This window comes from Candidatus Neomarinimicrobiota bacterium, from assembly GCA_018647265.1.
Classification (GTDB): Bacteria; Fidelibacterota; Marinisomatia; order Marinisomatales; family TCS55; genus TCS55.
The window spans coordinates 1-15,215 of the sequence record JABGTK010000004.1; the positions used below are offsets into that span (position 1 = coordinate 1).

Sequence of the window (15,215 nt, forward strand, 5' to 3'; positions counted from 1 at the left end):
CCACCAGGGTTGTGCTGATATGCATTACATCGGTCCTCATATATTCTGTACGACCACATTTTTTCATAATCAACAACACCATTAACAATCTTTGTCAGACCTATGGTTCCTTTGGTATCAACTATTTCTTTAAAAATTAGATATTCTTGATTATTGCAAGGGTCTTGAACTTCTGTACTGCCCCATTGATTTTGAGCAAAGATTGGAAATACAAATAATATGACACAGAGGCGTTTCATTTAATTGACTCTTTCAAAATGTCAATATTACTAAACATAAGGCAAACAGAATATCAATCATAAATCCCATACTCATTAGGCTCTCAGCACCTTTTATTTTGCTCAATAAATAATCATTTGTATATATAATCGAATTATTTGAATTATCAATACCAGTTAATTGATTAATTACTAATTGTGCAGTTTTATCTATTTCCTTTTTCCAAGCCTCTTGACTATTGTAACTACTATATTCATCTGCAGGAAAATCAAAGGATGCAGCACCAATAATCAATCCATTTCTTACATCAATCATTTTAACAAATGGTGCTCGACCTGTAATCAGATAATCAATATTTATTAATCCACTAAACTTACTCGGGGATTCAAGAAATCCTTTTTGGCTCAAACCCGATTCATCCAAAATAGTGTTAATACTCGTTCTATCAATTACATTGTATTTTTTACTTATGAGCAAATATTTTTCTAATGCAATACTAAATTTTTCTGAATCTTCTGAACCAAATGTACCTCCCTTTATTCCGTAAACTGCAATTTTAGGTAAATCTTGCCCATATGTTAAGCCAATAAGCATAAAGAGTGCTATACATTGTCTCATAATAAATTATATTACAACTGATTAACCCCAAATGTCCACCAAACAAAAACCCCACGAGTGTGGGGCTATTTAACCCCAAGGCGTTTCATTTAGACTTATTTGTCTTTGAAAAGAAAGAAACCGATTATTGCAGTTATAATGAGTGGTAGAACCCAAGCATCTACCCGAGTCGGGTCGTCCAGTTGCCAAAGCCATATACATATTGTAAAAAGAACAAGAAAAGAGATAATAAGCACAAATATTTTTTGAGTTTTATTCATACCGAACTCCTTTTATTACAAGATAGAGTAATATTACACCACAATGAAAGTAATTACAAAAAATTATATAATAATGTGGGTGTCTCTTTTATAAACAAAAAACCCCGCTACTTGGCGGGGCTCTTGCTTCAATCCTTTGGGTGGTTTTCATACACCATATTTCTTTTTGAAAAATTCACAATACTTCATTATTAATTATCTTTGTATTTTAATATTAAATAATCGCCTTCCCATGATGACATGTTTTTGGCTAAGTGAAAAAATGAATCAACAAACCCGTATTCTAACATATACGATTGCTTTGCCCATTTTTCTGCACCATCCTCAAGTGGAATTTTTGGTTTGAATTTCACATATTTAGTTCCATTGTATACAAAATTAATATCTATTACGGCAAACCAAAGACCTTCATCAAACACTTCAAGGTTATCAAACTCACCTAGATACCATCTCCAATGCATACTATTTATTGTAGACTCAGTAAAACCTGAAGCTTTTTTTCCCTTATTTGAGATATTCATGAATATCTCTTTTATTTGAACCAGAGGCGTTTCATACAGGAAATTACAAAAAATTACCCAGCAATGTGGGTGTGTCTTTTATTTAAAGGGTACACCCCCCATTTGGTTTTTACAGGTTGGAACTTTGGTTGAGTTTTTTGATTAGAAAGGGTAGAAGGGTAGCACTATGGTAGCACTATTTGCTACTTGAGAGCTTAAATCCCAAAAGTTCATTGATATTAACTACTGCTTCTTAAGGCTACAAAAAAACCCCGTTTATCGAGGATAAACAGGGCTTCAATTTACTGCGGGACCGAAGGGACTCGAACCCTCGACCTCCGGCTTGACAGGCCGGCGTTCTAACCAACTGAACTACGATCCCAAATATAAATGAACTTACTTTTTTAAGCGATAAACCAAGGAGAAAGGAATCACAATCACATATCCCAAAAAAAGAAGAATGGGGGCAAGCGTGAGACTTTGAAAGCTGTTTACCGATCCGGTCGCCATTAAGGCATAACCGACTAAAAGAAGACTAACACCAAATGCGAATAGGATATAATTGATTTTCCCAAAAGCCCACCCTTCAAAAAGAGAGACACCATTTGTATTATTATTACTCATTGCGACGGCAAAATTACACTTTTCGATATGCTCTGCCAATGAGTTTTTATGATTTTAGTTGAATTTATAGGGTGTGTATTGGGGTTATTAAGATTCTAAACAATAGAAATTGCCTTGCGTGGGTAAATACGTATAACTTTCGCCCCCATAAACGATGGAAAAATATCAGTTTCATTTGGGTCAAAGTTTTATTGGAATTACAGCGGCTGTCGTGCTGGGCATTTTATTGGCTTTTTATAGCCTCGTATTATTCTGGCCCCAGGGAAATCCCTATGATTCGGTAAAGGTGACCATATCAAAAGGTGCTTCCCTTAAAGAGGTGAGTACCCAATTGCAGGATTATAAAGTGATTCGCAACGAACGATCGTTTCTTTTAGCCGTTAAGGCACTGGGGTATGAAAAGGACATTCCCGCCGGAAGATTTAAATTGGTTAAAGCGCAAACCAATTTTGATATTATCGACCAATTGGTGAATGGAACCCATGTGAATAAAAGGGTAACAATTCTGGAAGGCTGGACGATTTCTATGGTTGCTCGAGAACTTGAATCTAAAATTGGAATGGATTCTCAGTTATTCGAAAATGCCTGTAAAAATAAATTACTGCTCTGGAAGTGGGGAATTGAGGCTGATTCATTTGAAGGATATCTTTTTCCTGAAACTTATCGCTTTGCAGAAGATGAAGCGCCACAGGATGTAATCAACCGGTTAATGGAAGAATTCCAGAAAAATTTTACAGAAGATTTGAAAGTGCGGATGAATGAAGTAGGTATGACAGAAACGGAAGTCTTGACCCTTGCTTCTATCGTTGAAGGTGAAGCGATTTACAATCGTGAAAGGCCGGTAATTTCAGGTGTATATCACAATCGCCTGAAAAAAGGCATGCGGCTCCAGGCTGACCCTACAATCCAATATATTATTGAAGACAGCCCGCGGCGCTTGTTTAATAAAGATTTGAAAATCAAATCGCCGTACAATACATATTTGAATTATGGACTTCCACCGGGGCCGATTAATAACCCGGGGATAGAATCTATAAAAGCAGCGTTGTATCCTGCGAATACAGAATATTTGTATTTCGTGGCTAAGGGGGATGGATATCATACCTTTTCGCGGACACAGGATGAACATATTAAGGCCAAACGTGAATTTCAAAAAATCCGGCGTAAGAACAGAAGACAAAAAGCAAAAAAGGGATAGTACACATACCAAATGAGTAAACGAAATCTGAATAAAGTGCAAAAAGCAGCTGTTGAAGCTTTTGGAAGACCTGTCTTGATTTTTGCTGGTGCCGGCAGTGGGAAAACGCGCGTATTAACCCACAAGATTGCCCACTTAATAGAAAATAATCTGGTTCCTGCCGAAAATATATTAGCGGTTACTTTTACAAATAAAGCAGCCCAAGAAATGCGTGGTCGGGTTAATGGCCTGATTAAGGAATCTAAAATGAGGTCAACCATTGGCACATTTCATTCTATTTGTGCGCGTGTTTTACGTAAAGAGATTCATCATCTAGGTTATTCTTCTGATTTTTCTATTTTTGATGTTGCGGACCAGGTTACCTTAGTTAAAGTGGTCCTCGAAGCCATGGATATACCCAAGAATTATGTTACGCCACAAGAGGTTCGTCATAAGATCAGTTATTTCAAAAATAAACTAATCAAACCAGAAGAAGCTAAAAAGAAAGCACATTTAGTAATCGAAAAAACCTACGCGGATATTTATAAAAATTATCAAAAAGCGTTGGCAAAAAATAATGCTGTCGATTTTGATGATTTGTTACTGCTTCCTATAGAACTTTTTGAGAAACATCCGGCTATTTTAGAAAAATACCGTGAAAACTGGCAATATATCTTGGTGGATGAATATCAGGATACAAATAAACCACAGTTTATGCTGGTTAAATACTTGGCCCAAAAACACCAACAAATTTGTGTGGTGGGTGATGATGATCAATCTATTTACGGATGGCGTGGCGCAGACATTCGAAATATTCTTGATTTTGAAAAGAATTTTGGAAATTGTGAAGTGTTTAAACTGGAAAAAAATTATCGATCATCTGCACATATTTTGGAAGCGGCCGCTTCTGTCGTAAAAAACAATGTTAATCGTGCACCAAAAGAATTAATACCTCATAATGGTGCCGGTGAAAAACTGGGTTTGATTGAAACCAATGATGAGATGGAAGAAGCAGATGCTGTGGTGAATGCATTGGAAAAAGAAATTAAACTTCAAAAACGCAATTTCAGTGATTTTGCTATCCTGTATCGCACCAATTCTCAATCACGTTCATTGGAGGATGCCTTCCGCCGTTCCGGGATTCCCTATAATATTGTGGGTGGTTTCCGATTTTATGAACGGAAAGAAATTAAAGATTTAATCGGCTATATTTCCTTAATTGTAAATCCAAAAGATACAATTTCTATGCGCCGAGTGATTAATTTTCCACCTCGCGGCATTGGAATGAAAACAGTGGATAAATGTGTTATCGAGGCTGCGGATAAAAAGACCGATATGATTGAAGTTTTGAACTTTCCAGGGAATATGGGTATTCGTGGGAAACAGGCAGATTCATTACAATCCTTTTTCACAATTATTAAAAAATACAATGAACTCCTTCCAAAATTAAATGCGGGTGAGTTGGTTCGAACCTTGGTGGAAGAAGCTGGAATTATTCAGTATTATCGCGCCAGTTCGGCGCCGGAAGATCGGGATCGATTAGAAAATGTGATGGAATTCCTCCGAAGTGTAGATGAATTCATGCTTCGTACACCTGAAGGTGGCCTATCCCAGTTTTTAGAAGAAGTATCTCTGTTGACCGATTTAGATCAATGGAATGATGAAACAAACCGCGTAACATTAATGACACTTCATGCGGCCAAAGGATTGGAATTCCCTGTCGTCTTTATCACGGGACTAGAAGATGGATTATTTCCCCTTTATAGTGCACTAGAAGCGCAAGAGAAACTTGAAGAAGAACGGCGATTATTTTATGTAGGGTTAACCCGCGCCATGGAAAAAGTTTATCTCATGTATGCAAATCACCGTCGTCGTTTTGGCTCTGAAGATCTTTACGGTATGGTTTCAAGGTTTGTCCATGAAATGCCCGAAGATAAATTAGAGAAAATTTCATTTACATCTGCACTTACACGAAAAGTTGTGGGTGGCAGACCAGGTTATAATACAAAGACTGCTGTAAGTCGTACAGTTGTGGTTTTTGATGATTTTATCGTTGGTGACTTTGTAGAACATGCCATATTTGGAATTGGTAAAGTTATGGCTTTGAGTGGCCAAGGTGAAAACCAGCGCGTAGGTATTGTATTTAAAGATGGGCTTAAGAAAAAACTCGTTGTTAAATTTGCCAACCTAAAGAAAGTCGAATCTCCCCAAGTATAATCGCGGTCGAGTCCGACTGATTATTTTATATATTCCTTTATTTAGAAACGTGTTTGTTCTTATTTTATGAGACTCAATCTCAATAAAATAGAATGATTTTATGGCATCCCCAGAACCACTAAAAAAAGCATTAAGAAAAGAAGGACTTAGATATACTCAGCAGCGACAAGCTGTTTGGGATGAATTACGTGCAACGGATGCTCATCGAGATGCAGAAGAAATTTATTTATCTCTAAGAAATTCAGGGTTAACCGTATCCCGGGCTACTGTTTATCGAACCATTGATGTATTGGTGAAAAATAATATGGTTCGCAAATTAGAATTGGGAGACGGCCGTGCACGCTATGAACATAAGATAGATTCGACTCATCACGACCATTTGATTTGCGTCCAGTGTGGCAAAATTGAAGAATTTATGGATGAGGTGATTGAAGAGCGTCAGGATAAAATAGTAGAAAAGTTTAACTTTAAACTTATTCGTCATATTCATCAATTATTTGTGATTTGTAGTGAGTGTAAAAAAGCATGATTTTAACCGATTTAAATCCGGGAGAAACAGGTACCATAAATGATATAAAAGGGGATACTCATCTCCAAAATCGTTTGGTTGAACTGGGTCTCCTATCTGGAATTGAAGTTCGAATGGTAAAACAAGCGCCCTTTAAAGGTCCTGTTGAAATAAAATTTCGTGATTCTTATTTGTCAATTCGTTGGCAAGATGCCCGTCAAATTGACCTGATAAAATGAAACAGCATTTTTTTGAAAATAACCCTGCCTTGGATACTGATTCGAAGTGGGTAGCTCTGGTAGGGAATCCCAATTGTGGTAAAACGGCAATCTTTAACCTACTAACAGGACTGAACCAAAAAGTATCCAATTATCCTGGTGTAACAGTAGAGAAAAAAATCGGTTTAGTTTATTCGGAAAATCTATCATACAAAGTATTGGATTTACCCGGGACTTATAGTCTTCAACCGGAATCATTCGACGAAGAAATTGTTTCGGAACAGGTTACCGATTGGGCCAAAGGTGAATCGCCTCCCGCTATCATTATTTCTGTGGTTGATGCCTCAAATTTGGCGCGAAATCTTTTCCTCACTTCCCAACTTCTCGATTTAAATATTCCTGTAATTGTGGCATTGAATATGATGGATCTCCTGAACGATGGCCAACAAATCGATTGCAAGAAACTGGCAAAAAAATTGGGAGTTAATGGCGTTGTTCCTATTTCAGCAAAAAAGAATCAGGGGTTGGATGAACTAAAATTAATGATTGGGACAGTGTTGAGATCGGGTAAATGTTCAAAACATTCATTGCCCTGGTTGAATGATAAAATAGTAGAACACCTATCTCCATTAATAGACCCTCAATTTTATTCGAAAGATTTTGCTGTAGCCCAATTATTGCGAAAGGTCACCCATTTCAGAAATGTAAATGGCGATTCATCCCAATTTAATTCTATCAATGAAGCAATCTTTGAACTGGGATATCAGCCCCAAACGGTTGAAGCTACCCTTCGATATCGTTGGATTGATGACATTGTTAATACAGTTCATAAGCGAAGCAGACCGAAGATTGAAAAGGAATCTCGCAGTGAAAAGTGGGACAATATCCTTACCCATCGCTGGGGAGGACCGGCCATATTTATCACTATTCTATATTTCATTTTTCAATCCATATTTACATGGGCCACAGTTCCCATGGATTGGATCCAAGCGGGGGTCGACCAAGTTTCTGTATTTATTTTGTCCAATATGCCTTCAGGAATGCTTCGTGATATATTGGTTGAAGGAATTATCGCTGGTGTTGGTGCTATCGTTATTTTCCTGCCGCAAATTTTAATATTGAGTTTCTTCCTGACAATATTAGAAGATACGGGCTATATGGCACGGGTCGCTTTTATGCTAGATCGAGGAATGACAAAAATGGGACTCCACGGTAAATCAGTTTTACCCTTAATGAGCGGTTATGCCTGTGCCATCCCTGGAATCATGTCAACAAGAACAATTGACAGTTGGAAGGAGCGGTTGGTTACAATTTTAATTTTACCTCTCATGAGCTGTAGCGCCCGTCTTCCTGTTTATACCCTGTTAATCGGTGCTTTTATACCGCCTGTAATTGTGGGTGGTATCTTTAATCTTCAGGGATTAACATTAGTATTTATGTATTTTTTGGGAACCGTAACCGCGCTGATTCTAGCTAAAATATTCAGCAAATTTATCAAAGAAAAATCATCATCATCTTTTGTAATGGAGTTGCCTCCATATCGTGTTCCTATTGCCCGTTCCGTTATTCGTCATGTTTTCATTCGGGGGAAATTATTTTTGGTAAATGCGGGAAAGATTATTATGGCTATTTCCATATTATTATGGTTTTTAGCATCCTTCCCAAAAGTGGATCCACAATCAGTTGATGTGAATCCCATTCATCATAGTTACGCAGGCAAGATTGGCCATGCCATGGAGCCGGTCATCCGTCCTTTGGGTTTTGACTGGAAGATCGGCATTGGATTGTTAACATCGTTTGCGGCAAGAGAGGTAATGGTTTCTACAATGGCAACCATTTACAATGTTGAAGATAGTGGGGATGAAACTGTTAACTTGAGGGAGGCAATGCTAAACGATACTGATGATAAAACTGGGTTGCCTGTATATACGCCGTTGGTAGCATTGGCATTGATGGTTTTTTACGTTTTTGCCGCTCAATGTATGGCTACCTTTGCCATTGTGCGCCAGGAAACAAACTCATGGAAATGGCCTCTGTTCATGGTCGCCTATATGACCGCCTTAGCCTATTTTGGCGCTATGGTAGTTTATCAGTGCGGGTTGCTATTGGGTTTTAGCTAATGGAAATGCAAACGCTTATTGCGATTGGAATTGGAATCATTGCCACTGGATATGTTATTAGTGTTTTTGTTCGGCAATTGAATAAACCGGAAGTTGATCCTAAGTGTGATGATTGTCCTGTCCCTGACATGATGGATAAAAAAGAAGAGTCAAACTAGTTTTTTCTCCAGCATAAGGCTCCCCAGCTTGGAAGTTCCATTCAATTCAAATCCCAGCTTTTCATATAACTTTCTAGCCGGTTCGTTTTTTGGCATAACCCGAAGTGTCATTGTTTCAATTTGTTTTTCCCGTGCGAGTGATTCAAGATATTTCATCATTTTTTCACCTAATCCCTGTCCTCTATATTCTTTATCGATATAAATATGGAGTGCATGGGCGCGGTTTGAATCCTGGATAATCATGAGATTTCCAATCCCCACGATCCATTTTTCATTGACCAATGCGAAACTATGGATGTCATCATTGGCATAGGTCATGGCAACCCATTTTTTAAAACTGAAGGGATAGGCCATCCGTGGGTCTGTTAAATTCAAATCTTTAGGATTCTTAAACCATTTTGTCATGACCGCTTCTAAGATGCGGGCATCCTTAGGTTTGGTGTAACTGACTTTTTTGATTGTGATGGACATAGGTGTTCTTTACTGATATTTTCGTAAGTTTATGCCTGAAATTTAGAACCAATGAAGTCCATAGTTACCATTTCAAAATTTAAAGAAGGCGACACCATCCAGGGGTTTTATCTCTGTGTTGAAAAACACCTTCGTCATACTCGCGCCGGTGATCTTTATTTAGATTTAATTCTGAGAGATCGCACCGGTCAAGTCCATGGTAAAGTGTGGGATAAAGTGGCCGAATTTAATGAAAAATTTTCAAGTGGTGATGCTGTAGCTATCAAAGGTGAGGTGGATATTTTTCTCGAAAGACCACAGTTATCTATCAAAAGAATTAATAAGGCTACGGTTCAAAACTATGCCAGATATGGATTTGATCCTGCTTTAGTGATGCCAACTGCCCAAGCAGATCCTAAGGATATGTGGAAGAATATTAATTCATTAATTCGAAAAATGAAAAATCCTTTTCTGAAAAAACTATGTGGAAATATTTATTCGGAAAATAAAGAAAAACTATTCACTCATCCTGCATCCGTATCTATGCATCATAATTATCGTTCCGGATTTTTAGAACATATTCTGTCCATGTCAAAAATGGCTGTGCAGCTGGCGCCCCATTATCAACTAGATACTGACTTGGTCCTTACCGGGGTCCTCTTACATGATATAGGTAAAATCTATGAGATTGAATCAGATTACGAAGCTACCTTTACGGAACATGGTAATTTGATTGGCCATATAGTTATGGGTCGGGATATGGCCCGATCCGCTGCGAAGAAAATTAAAAAATTCCCCGAAAACCTACTATTAAAAGTGGAACATATCATCCTTGCCCATCAAGGGAAGTATGAATGGCAAAGTCCCAAAAAACCGGCTTTTAAAGAAGCGCTTTTGGTTCATCTTATTGATGTAACTGATTCACAGATGAATATCATGGACATGGCTTTGAAGGAAGATAGAGAAGATGGGGACTTCACTAACAGGCATAATTATTTTCGTATCCCGTTATACAAAGGTGCAGATGGGTTTGAATAATTTGGTCCGGGCTGCGATATTTTGCGCCCTGGCAATTGGAATGGGTTTTTCTCTTATGCTTGTCCCAAATGTGGAACTTATTACAGTAATCGTTTTTTTATCGGGATTAACATTAGGAGCAAAGTGGGGCACCTTGGTCGGGGGCACGGCAATTTTTATTTATTCGGGACTGAATCCAATGGGGTCAGGCCTTAGCTTTCCGCCTTTATTTCTAATGCAGATAATTGGTATGTCCATCACCGGTGCAGTGGGTGGTTTCGTTCGCCCCATTTTCTATCGAAAACAGTTTAGTGTAATTTCTTTGGCTGGATTGAGTATTGTCGGTTTCTCAGTTACACTCATTTATGATGTTTTAACATTGGTGTCTTATCCCATCTCGGCAGGGTTGGGTATGGCAGGAGTTTTGGCCGCTTTGGTTAAAGGTATGGGTTTTATCATTTTGCATGAAATATCTAATGCTGTAGTATTTGTTGTTGCCGTTCCCAGTGTGGTAAAATATCTAAAATAAAATATGAGAAAATTGGTTGTTCTATTAAGCTTGAATGTAGGATTGTTTTCTCAAAGTTCTTTTGTAATTCCTTTTGATTGGGCCGGTCAAAATGGTATTATGATTAACGATGGCGCTTTATTCTGGAATAGAGACTGGACCTCTGGTATGCTCCTCTTTGACGGATCCTACACGTCATATCCCAATCGGTATGGATCTTATACATCTCGAAAATTTCAACCGTCTAAAACAGGTCTATTGCCCGAGTTTAGTGTTTTGCCAGATTCAAATAATGTAGAAAGTTATTTTGATTATTACCGTGGAGATTATCTGTATAACCAAATGGAAATTGGCGCCGATTATGAGGAGCCAAATCGACTAATCCAGATTCGAGGATTTAAGAGAAATCATGGTGGAAACACAGGACATTACCTTCATCCCGCTGGCGGTTCTTCCCCAATTCATCATTCCTACCGTGTGAACTATGGTGCAAAAAAGGGTGAGCAGAAATTGGAATTATCAGCTGGGAGATTTGTTACTCGCAGTGGTTTGCCGGATTCAACTACAAACGGCCTTGAGAATGAAAATATAATCAGTGCTGGAATTCGCTATCAACACCCACTTGGAAATTGGACCATGGATACTTATGTGGGTCAATTTTTTCAGCATCGTCTAATTCATCATTCATCTTTGGTAGATTCAAATTACCGTGATGTAAACCGTGGTAGTATCAATATTCAAATTGAATCATCGGGTGGCATAAAATTTGGGTTTGTCCAAGAATCTCAACAGGTGAATGATAATCGTCATAACCGGTCATTGAATTGGACTAAATTGTATTCGGCAAAATTAATTGGGAATCTATCTTTGATGGGAGGGTTTCAAATATTGAATTCAGATGATGCATTCCCATTTTTATTTAATATGGATTATGTTAAAAAATATAATAATGGATATTTTCAATTTTCATCAAGTGGTTCTCCGAAACCAAAACATCCTGAATTGGATGATCCCTCAGATAAATCATCATTTGAATTTTGGAGTCATTCCGATATTAAAGGAGGGTTAGATAAAGGTGGGTTGAGGATTACTGGATCGCTTTCATTGGTTCAAAAGGGAATAGATTCAAATACTGATGAAAAAATCATATTTGCAGGTGTCGGTTTCGGATACACTTTTAAAAATGAATGGTCAGTTTATTCGAATGTAATTACCCAAATAGATTCATCCATTAATGGAGGCGGTTTTGGTACCTTTTCTTCTTTAGGAGTAAAAGGGAATTTAAATTTATTTAAGAATAATATGAAAATTGATGCGCATCTATGGGGGAGCGGTACGGCCGCGCGATTGAAATCTTTTGGATTTGATCCAATCAGGCAAATACCATTTAACAATACAAATGCCGATTGGATATTGCCGGACCAATGGCTTTTTCATTTTGAAGCGATTGCTAATATATCAGGTGTGTTAGTTACGTATAAGGTAAATAATATCCTGAATGCGGTGGGAAGTGTTAGTGGTGCCTCTTCAGAAGATTTAGTTTGGGCACGCCCCAACCATATATATTCAAAGTTGGGACGCATGATGCAATTTGGTGTAACTTGGACTTTTAAGAATTAATCCACTTCTTTTTCAAAAACAGCAAATGAACCGGGGATAGCCCCAACTTGGTATTGGTGAACCAAGGTACCTTTATTATCGTATACATAAACATTGTCTGGGGCTTGGTAATCAGTATCAGCTAAAAATAAAAATTCTCCAAACGCCGCTGCTGAATATGTACTGCTTGTCTTCCCGATTATACTGTTTACATCGGCTGATAAATTTGGGTTCAATGGAGCAATTCCAGTTTTGAATGATCGATAAACAGTATTATTAAAAGCCAAAATATCAGCGCCGTAGTCACTTGTTTTTCCCAAGTCATTTTTATCTACTTTACCTGTGACCAAGTCAATGAGAGAATTACCCACAGTGGTGCTCCAGTCCGGGTTATAGTAGGTGCTAGCGACGTAGAGTTTCTTATCATGGATGACCATATTCCCGGGGCCTTTAACAACTTCAAATGTTTTAGAAAGCGTTCCATCATTATAGATCTTTAAAACGCGATTATCAGCTGTCCAATCTGGTTTCATAGTAATACTGGTGTATAGATAATCCTCATAGAAGATAATCATTTCAGGAAGGCCGTTAACGGGGATTGTATCTTCAATGGCATATGTTTTCAGATTCATCACGATTATGCCGTTTACGTTCCATGCGGTGATATAGCCCTTATTTTTATAAACAGCCATATGCCGAGGACTAGCGCCGGCCAGACCAATCTTCTTAACATGGATGATTTGTTCACCGCCAAGAGAAAATTCTTCAATTGAATGACTGTTATTATTCACAACAAAAAGACGGTCGTTATCCACGGTCATGGATTGGCAAATATCGCCCAAAGATTGACCGGTTTGGTTTTGGTAAATGGGGCCAGATATTTCCGGCTTCTCAGGATTTAACATCCAAAGGCTGGCATTCGATTGTCCAAAATTTCCTTCGCAGAGAACGAACACATTCATTTCTGTTAAAGGATCGGTATCATTGTTATAGAGGTTTTCACATCCAAAAAAAATCGTCACTGGAATAAAGAAAACAAGTTTAAATACACGGTTCATTATTTAGTCCTATTGAATTGAGGGTTGTATTGAATAGAAAGTGAAAAACTGCGTCCCGGTTCTGGATAACTATTCACTGTCATATAATTTTTATTGAGAAAATTTTCTACTGAAATAAGAATATTGATTTGTTTGTTCACAGACCAATCGAGTCCGCCCGAAAAAATAAAATAGGGAGCTATTGTGACATCTTTAGGCCAACTATATAGGGAAATTCTTTCACCTGTATATTGTCCTTGCAGCCAGTAGTTCAAAGATAGGATATTGGCCTCTATACTGAATGAACCTAAATATTTTGGTGCATAGCGCAATGGTTTATTTTGGGTCAAATCTTTAGAATTATTATAACTGAAATGAGCAGTATAGCGGATGTTCTTGATTAATTCTCCATCCAATGTGATGGTGGTTGTATTCCGCAGCGTATTGGCAATGTTATGGGGCTGCCAATAGGTTTCTCCTGGCGCCCATTGAATCAGGTTTTTACTGTTTTTATAGCTGTGGCGAATCGATAAATTGTGTTTCTGGAAAGTTGTTTCCCAATGAGCGCGAATCCAATGTGTTGTTTCCGGCAAAAGGGATGGGTCTCCACCAGGACTCCAGAACATATCATTAAAAGTTGGGTAACGAAATCCATTCCCCGCCATGATAGACACAGAAGCATTTTTCATTCCATATTCCAACCCCGATTGCCATGTCCAGATGCTGAATCTTCCTTTTTCCCGATCGAATCGAACACCGCTCTCATTCGAAAACTTTTCTGAAATTGCCCAAATAATCCTATTGGCATAAGATTGAATAACACGATTATGATTCTTCGTATCTGTACTGGAAATTTCTTCTTTTTTAAGGAATAGCTTTTGATCTATTTCGATGGATTTATGCGGTGATGTTTTCCAACTCATTTCAAGTTGGGATGCGGTTAAGTCATGTCGACTATCCACGGCATATTGTGGATTAATGTAGTGTTCATCGCTTTGACGGGAAGTTAATGAAACAGAAAAAAGATGGTTGGGTATTTGCCATATTGATCTAAGGTTGAATAATTGAAGGGCATCTTTTCGTTTTGCTTTTGGGGATGGCGAAAAAACCAACCCGGGAATACCGCGGTCCTGTTGAGTTAAAAGGGATTGAATAGATATAAACCATCTATTTGAAATAGCACAATTGGTATCAATAGAATAAAACGATTGTTTAAATATATTATTTTGAATCTTCCCGCTTTTTCCTAAATGACTATAATCAAAATTCCCAGTTGACCTTAATTTTCCAAATCCAAGATGTGTTTCCCAAGTTTCAGATGGAATCTTGATTTGACCTGCGATGGAACGGAGACCAAAACTGCCAGATGTTATTTTAATACGTGGAGTTTTAGAGTTTGTAATTGAAATTGAACCATCAATACTTCCAGATCCATAAGATAATGTCGGTGTTCGGGAAATGGTCAAATTATTAATTATGAAAAAAGGCATTTGTGATATATCAGTTTCACCATTTTGGGGACTGGTAAGATCGATCCCATTCCATAATATTTTGGTGTGAGAGGTCAATCCCCCATCAATAGATAGTGTACCCAACCCTCCAATGCCGCCATAAGTTCGTAATGAAAGGGAAGGGATTGACGCCATAGTAGATGAAAGGTTTCGCCCATTCTTGGCTTGAAAATTATTTGAATGAATCGGTCGGAATCCCTTTACATTTATGGGATCCATTTCGACAGGGTCCATTTTTAATTGAACGATATATTCTGAATTATTGGTAATAACGAAATGTTGATCTTTGAACCCATAATGATAAACGGTAATACTGTCCCCCAATTCACCGACCGTGGTAAAAAAACCATATTCACCAGACATGGTCCATGAGCCTGAAGAATCGTGAACAATAATTGCATGGGAAACTGGACGGTTACCATTTTGAACAAGACCTCTCACTTGAGGCTCCGTGCCCAAAGCAATAGATAAAAA

At 38.0% G+C, this 15,215-nt stretch carries 15 protein-coding genes and 1 tRNA gene; 9 read left to right on the plus strand and 7 right to left on the minus strand.

Annotated elements, in window-relative coordinates:
• Positions 1-252 precede the first annotated feature (252 nt).
• The 4 genes from HN459_00085 to HN459_00100 all read right to left on the minus strand — a co-directional run bounded on the left by HN459_00085 (position 253) and on the right by HN459_00100 (position 2,221).
• Positions 253-813, minus strand: coding sequence for a hypothetical protein (locus tag HN459_00085; GenBank protein ID MBT3477839.1), 561 nt, complete (start codon positions 811-813; stop codon positions 253-255).
• 475 nt (positions 814-1,288) lie between these two features.
• A complete protein-coding gene (locus tag HN459_00090; GenBank protein MBT3477840.1) occupies positions 1,289-1,618 on the minus strand; it encodes a hypothetical protein in 330 nt (109 codons plus the stop codon).
• Between the two features lie 287 nt (positions 1,619-1,905).
• Positions 1,906-1,979, minus strand: a tRNA-Asp gene (locus HN459_00095).
• A 14-nt stretch (positions 1,980-1,993) separates the two neighbouring features.
• Positions 1,994-2,221 (minus strand): DUF3098 domain-containing protein, encoded by a 228-nt coding sequence (locus HN459_00100; GenBank protein MBT3477841.1) that lies wholly within the window; start codon positions 2,219-2,221, stop codon positions 1,994-1,996.
• A gap of 154 nt (positions 2,222-2,375) precedes the next feature.
• Here HN459_00100 and mltG point away from each other — a divergent pair, with 154 nt between their 5' ends.
• From mltG to HN459_00130, 6 genes are all read left to right on the plus strand, one after another.
• Entirely contained in the window at positions 2,376-3,419 is a 1,044-nt protein-coding gene (mltG, locus tag HN459_00105) for an endolytic transglycosylase MltG (GenBank protein ID MBT3477842.1), read from the plus strand.
• 12 nt (positions 3,420-3,431) lie between these two features.
• A complete protein-coding gene (locus HN459_00110; protein MBT3477843.1) occupies positions 3,432-5,615 on the plus strand; it encodes a UvrD-helicase domain-containing protein in 2,184 nt (727 codons plus the stop codon).
• Positions 5,616-5,715: 100 nt separating this feature from the next.
• Positions 5,716-6,144, plus strand: coding sequence for a transcriptional repressor (locus tag HN459_00115; GenBank protein MBT3477844.1), 429 nt, complete (start codon positions 5,716-5,718; stop codon positions 6,142-6,144).
• Positions 6,141-6,362 carry a ferrous iron transport protein A gene (locus HN459_00120; GenBank protein ID MBT3477845.1) on the plus strand — a complete coding sequence of 74 codons (222 nt, stop codon included), beginning with the start codon at positions 6,141-6,143 and terminating at the stop codon, positions 6,360-6,362. The genes HN459_00115 and HN459_00120 overlap by 4 nt, the downstream gene beginning before the upstream one ends.
• Complete coding sequence (gene feoB / locus HN459_00125; protein ID MBT3477846.1) at positions 6,359-8,461, plus strand: ferrous iron transport protein B; 2,103 nt, start codon at positions 6,359-6,361, stop codon at positions 8,459-8,461. Before HN459_00120 ends, feoB begins: the two co-directional genes overlap by 4 nt.
• Positions 8,461-8,619: a hypothetical protein gene (locus tag HN459_00130; GenBank protein MBT3477847.1), complete on the plus strand. Its 159-nt coding sequence runs from the start codon at positions 8,461-8,463 to the stop codon at positions 8,617-8,619. Before feoB ends, HN459_00130 begins: the two co-directional genes overlap by 1 nt.
• On the opposite strand, the gene HN459_00135 is transcribed toward HN459_00130, so the two are convergent.
• Positions 8,611-9,090 carry a GNAT family N-acetyltransferase gene (locus HN459_00135; protein MBT3477848.1) on the minus strand — a complete coding sequence of 160 codons (480 nt, stop codon included), beginning with the start codon at positions 9,088-9,090 and terminating at the stop codon, positions 8,611-8,613. The genes HN459_00130 and HN459_00135 overlap by 9 nt on opposite strands.
• Positions 9,091-9,141: 51 nt before the next feature.
• Between HN459_00135 and HN459_00140 the strand changes: the two genes are divergently transcribed.
• The 3 genes from HN459_00140 to HN459_00150 are packed head-to-tail and all read left to right on the plus strand — an operon-like array spanning position 9,142 to position 12,214.
• The gene (locus tag HN459_00140; GenBank protein MBT3477849.1) at positions 9,142-10,107 is read left to right on the plus strand and encodes an HD domain-containing protein; all 966 of its coding nucleotides are present in this window, start codon (positions 9,142-9,144) and stop codon (positions 10,105-10,107) included.
• A complete protein-coding gene (locus HN459_00145) occupies positions 10,100-10,615 on the plus strand; it encodes an ECF transporter S component (protein MBT3477850.1) in 516 nt (171 codons plus the stop codon). The genes HN459_00140 and HN459_00145 overlap by 8 nt, the downstream gene beginning before the upstream one ends.
• A gap of 3 nt (positions 10,616-10,618) precedes the next feature.
• Positions 10,619-12,214, plus strand: a complete 1,596-nt coding sequence (locus HN459_00150) for a hypothetical protein (protein ID MBT3477851.1) — start codon at positions 10,619-10,621, stop codon at positions 12,212-12,214.
• Here HN459_00150 and HN459_00155 read toward each other — a convergent pair.
• Complete coding sequence (locus HN459_00155; protein MBT3477852.1) at positions 12,211-13,251, minus strand: hypothetical protein; 1,041 nt, start codon at positions 13,249-13,251, stop codon at positions 12,211-12,213. The genes HN459_00150 and HN459_00155 overlap by 4 nt on opposite strands.
• Positions 13,251-15,182 carry a TonB-dependent receptor gene (locus tag HN459_00160; GenBank protein MBT3477853.1) on the minus strand — a complete coding sequence of 644 codons (1,932 nt, stop codon included), beginning with the start codon at positions 15,180-15,182 and terminating at the stop codon, positions 13,251-13,253. Before HN459_00160 ends, HN459_00155 begins: the two co-directional genes overlap by 1 nt.
• Positions 15,183-15,215 lie beyond the last annotated feature (33 nt).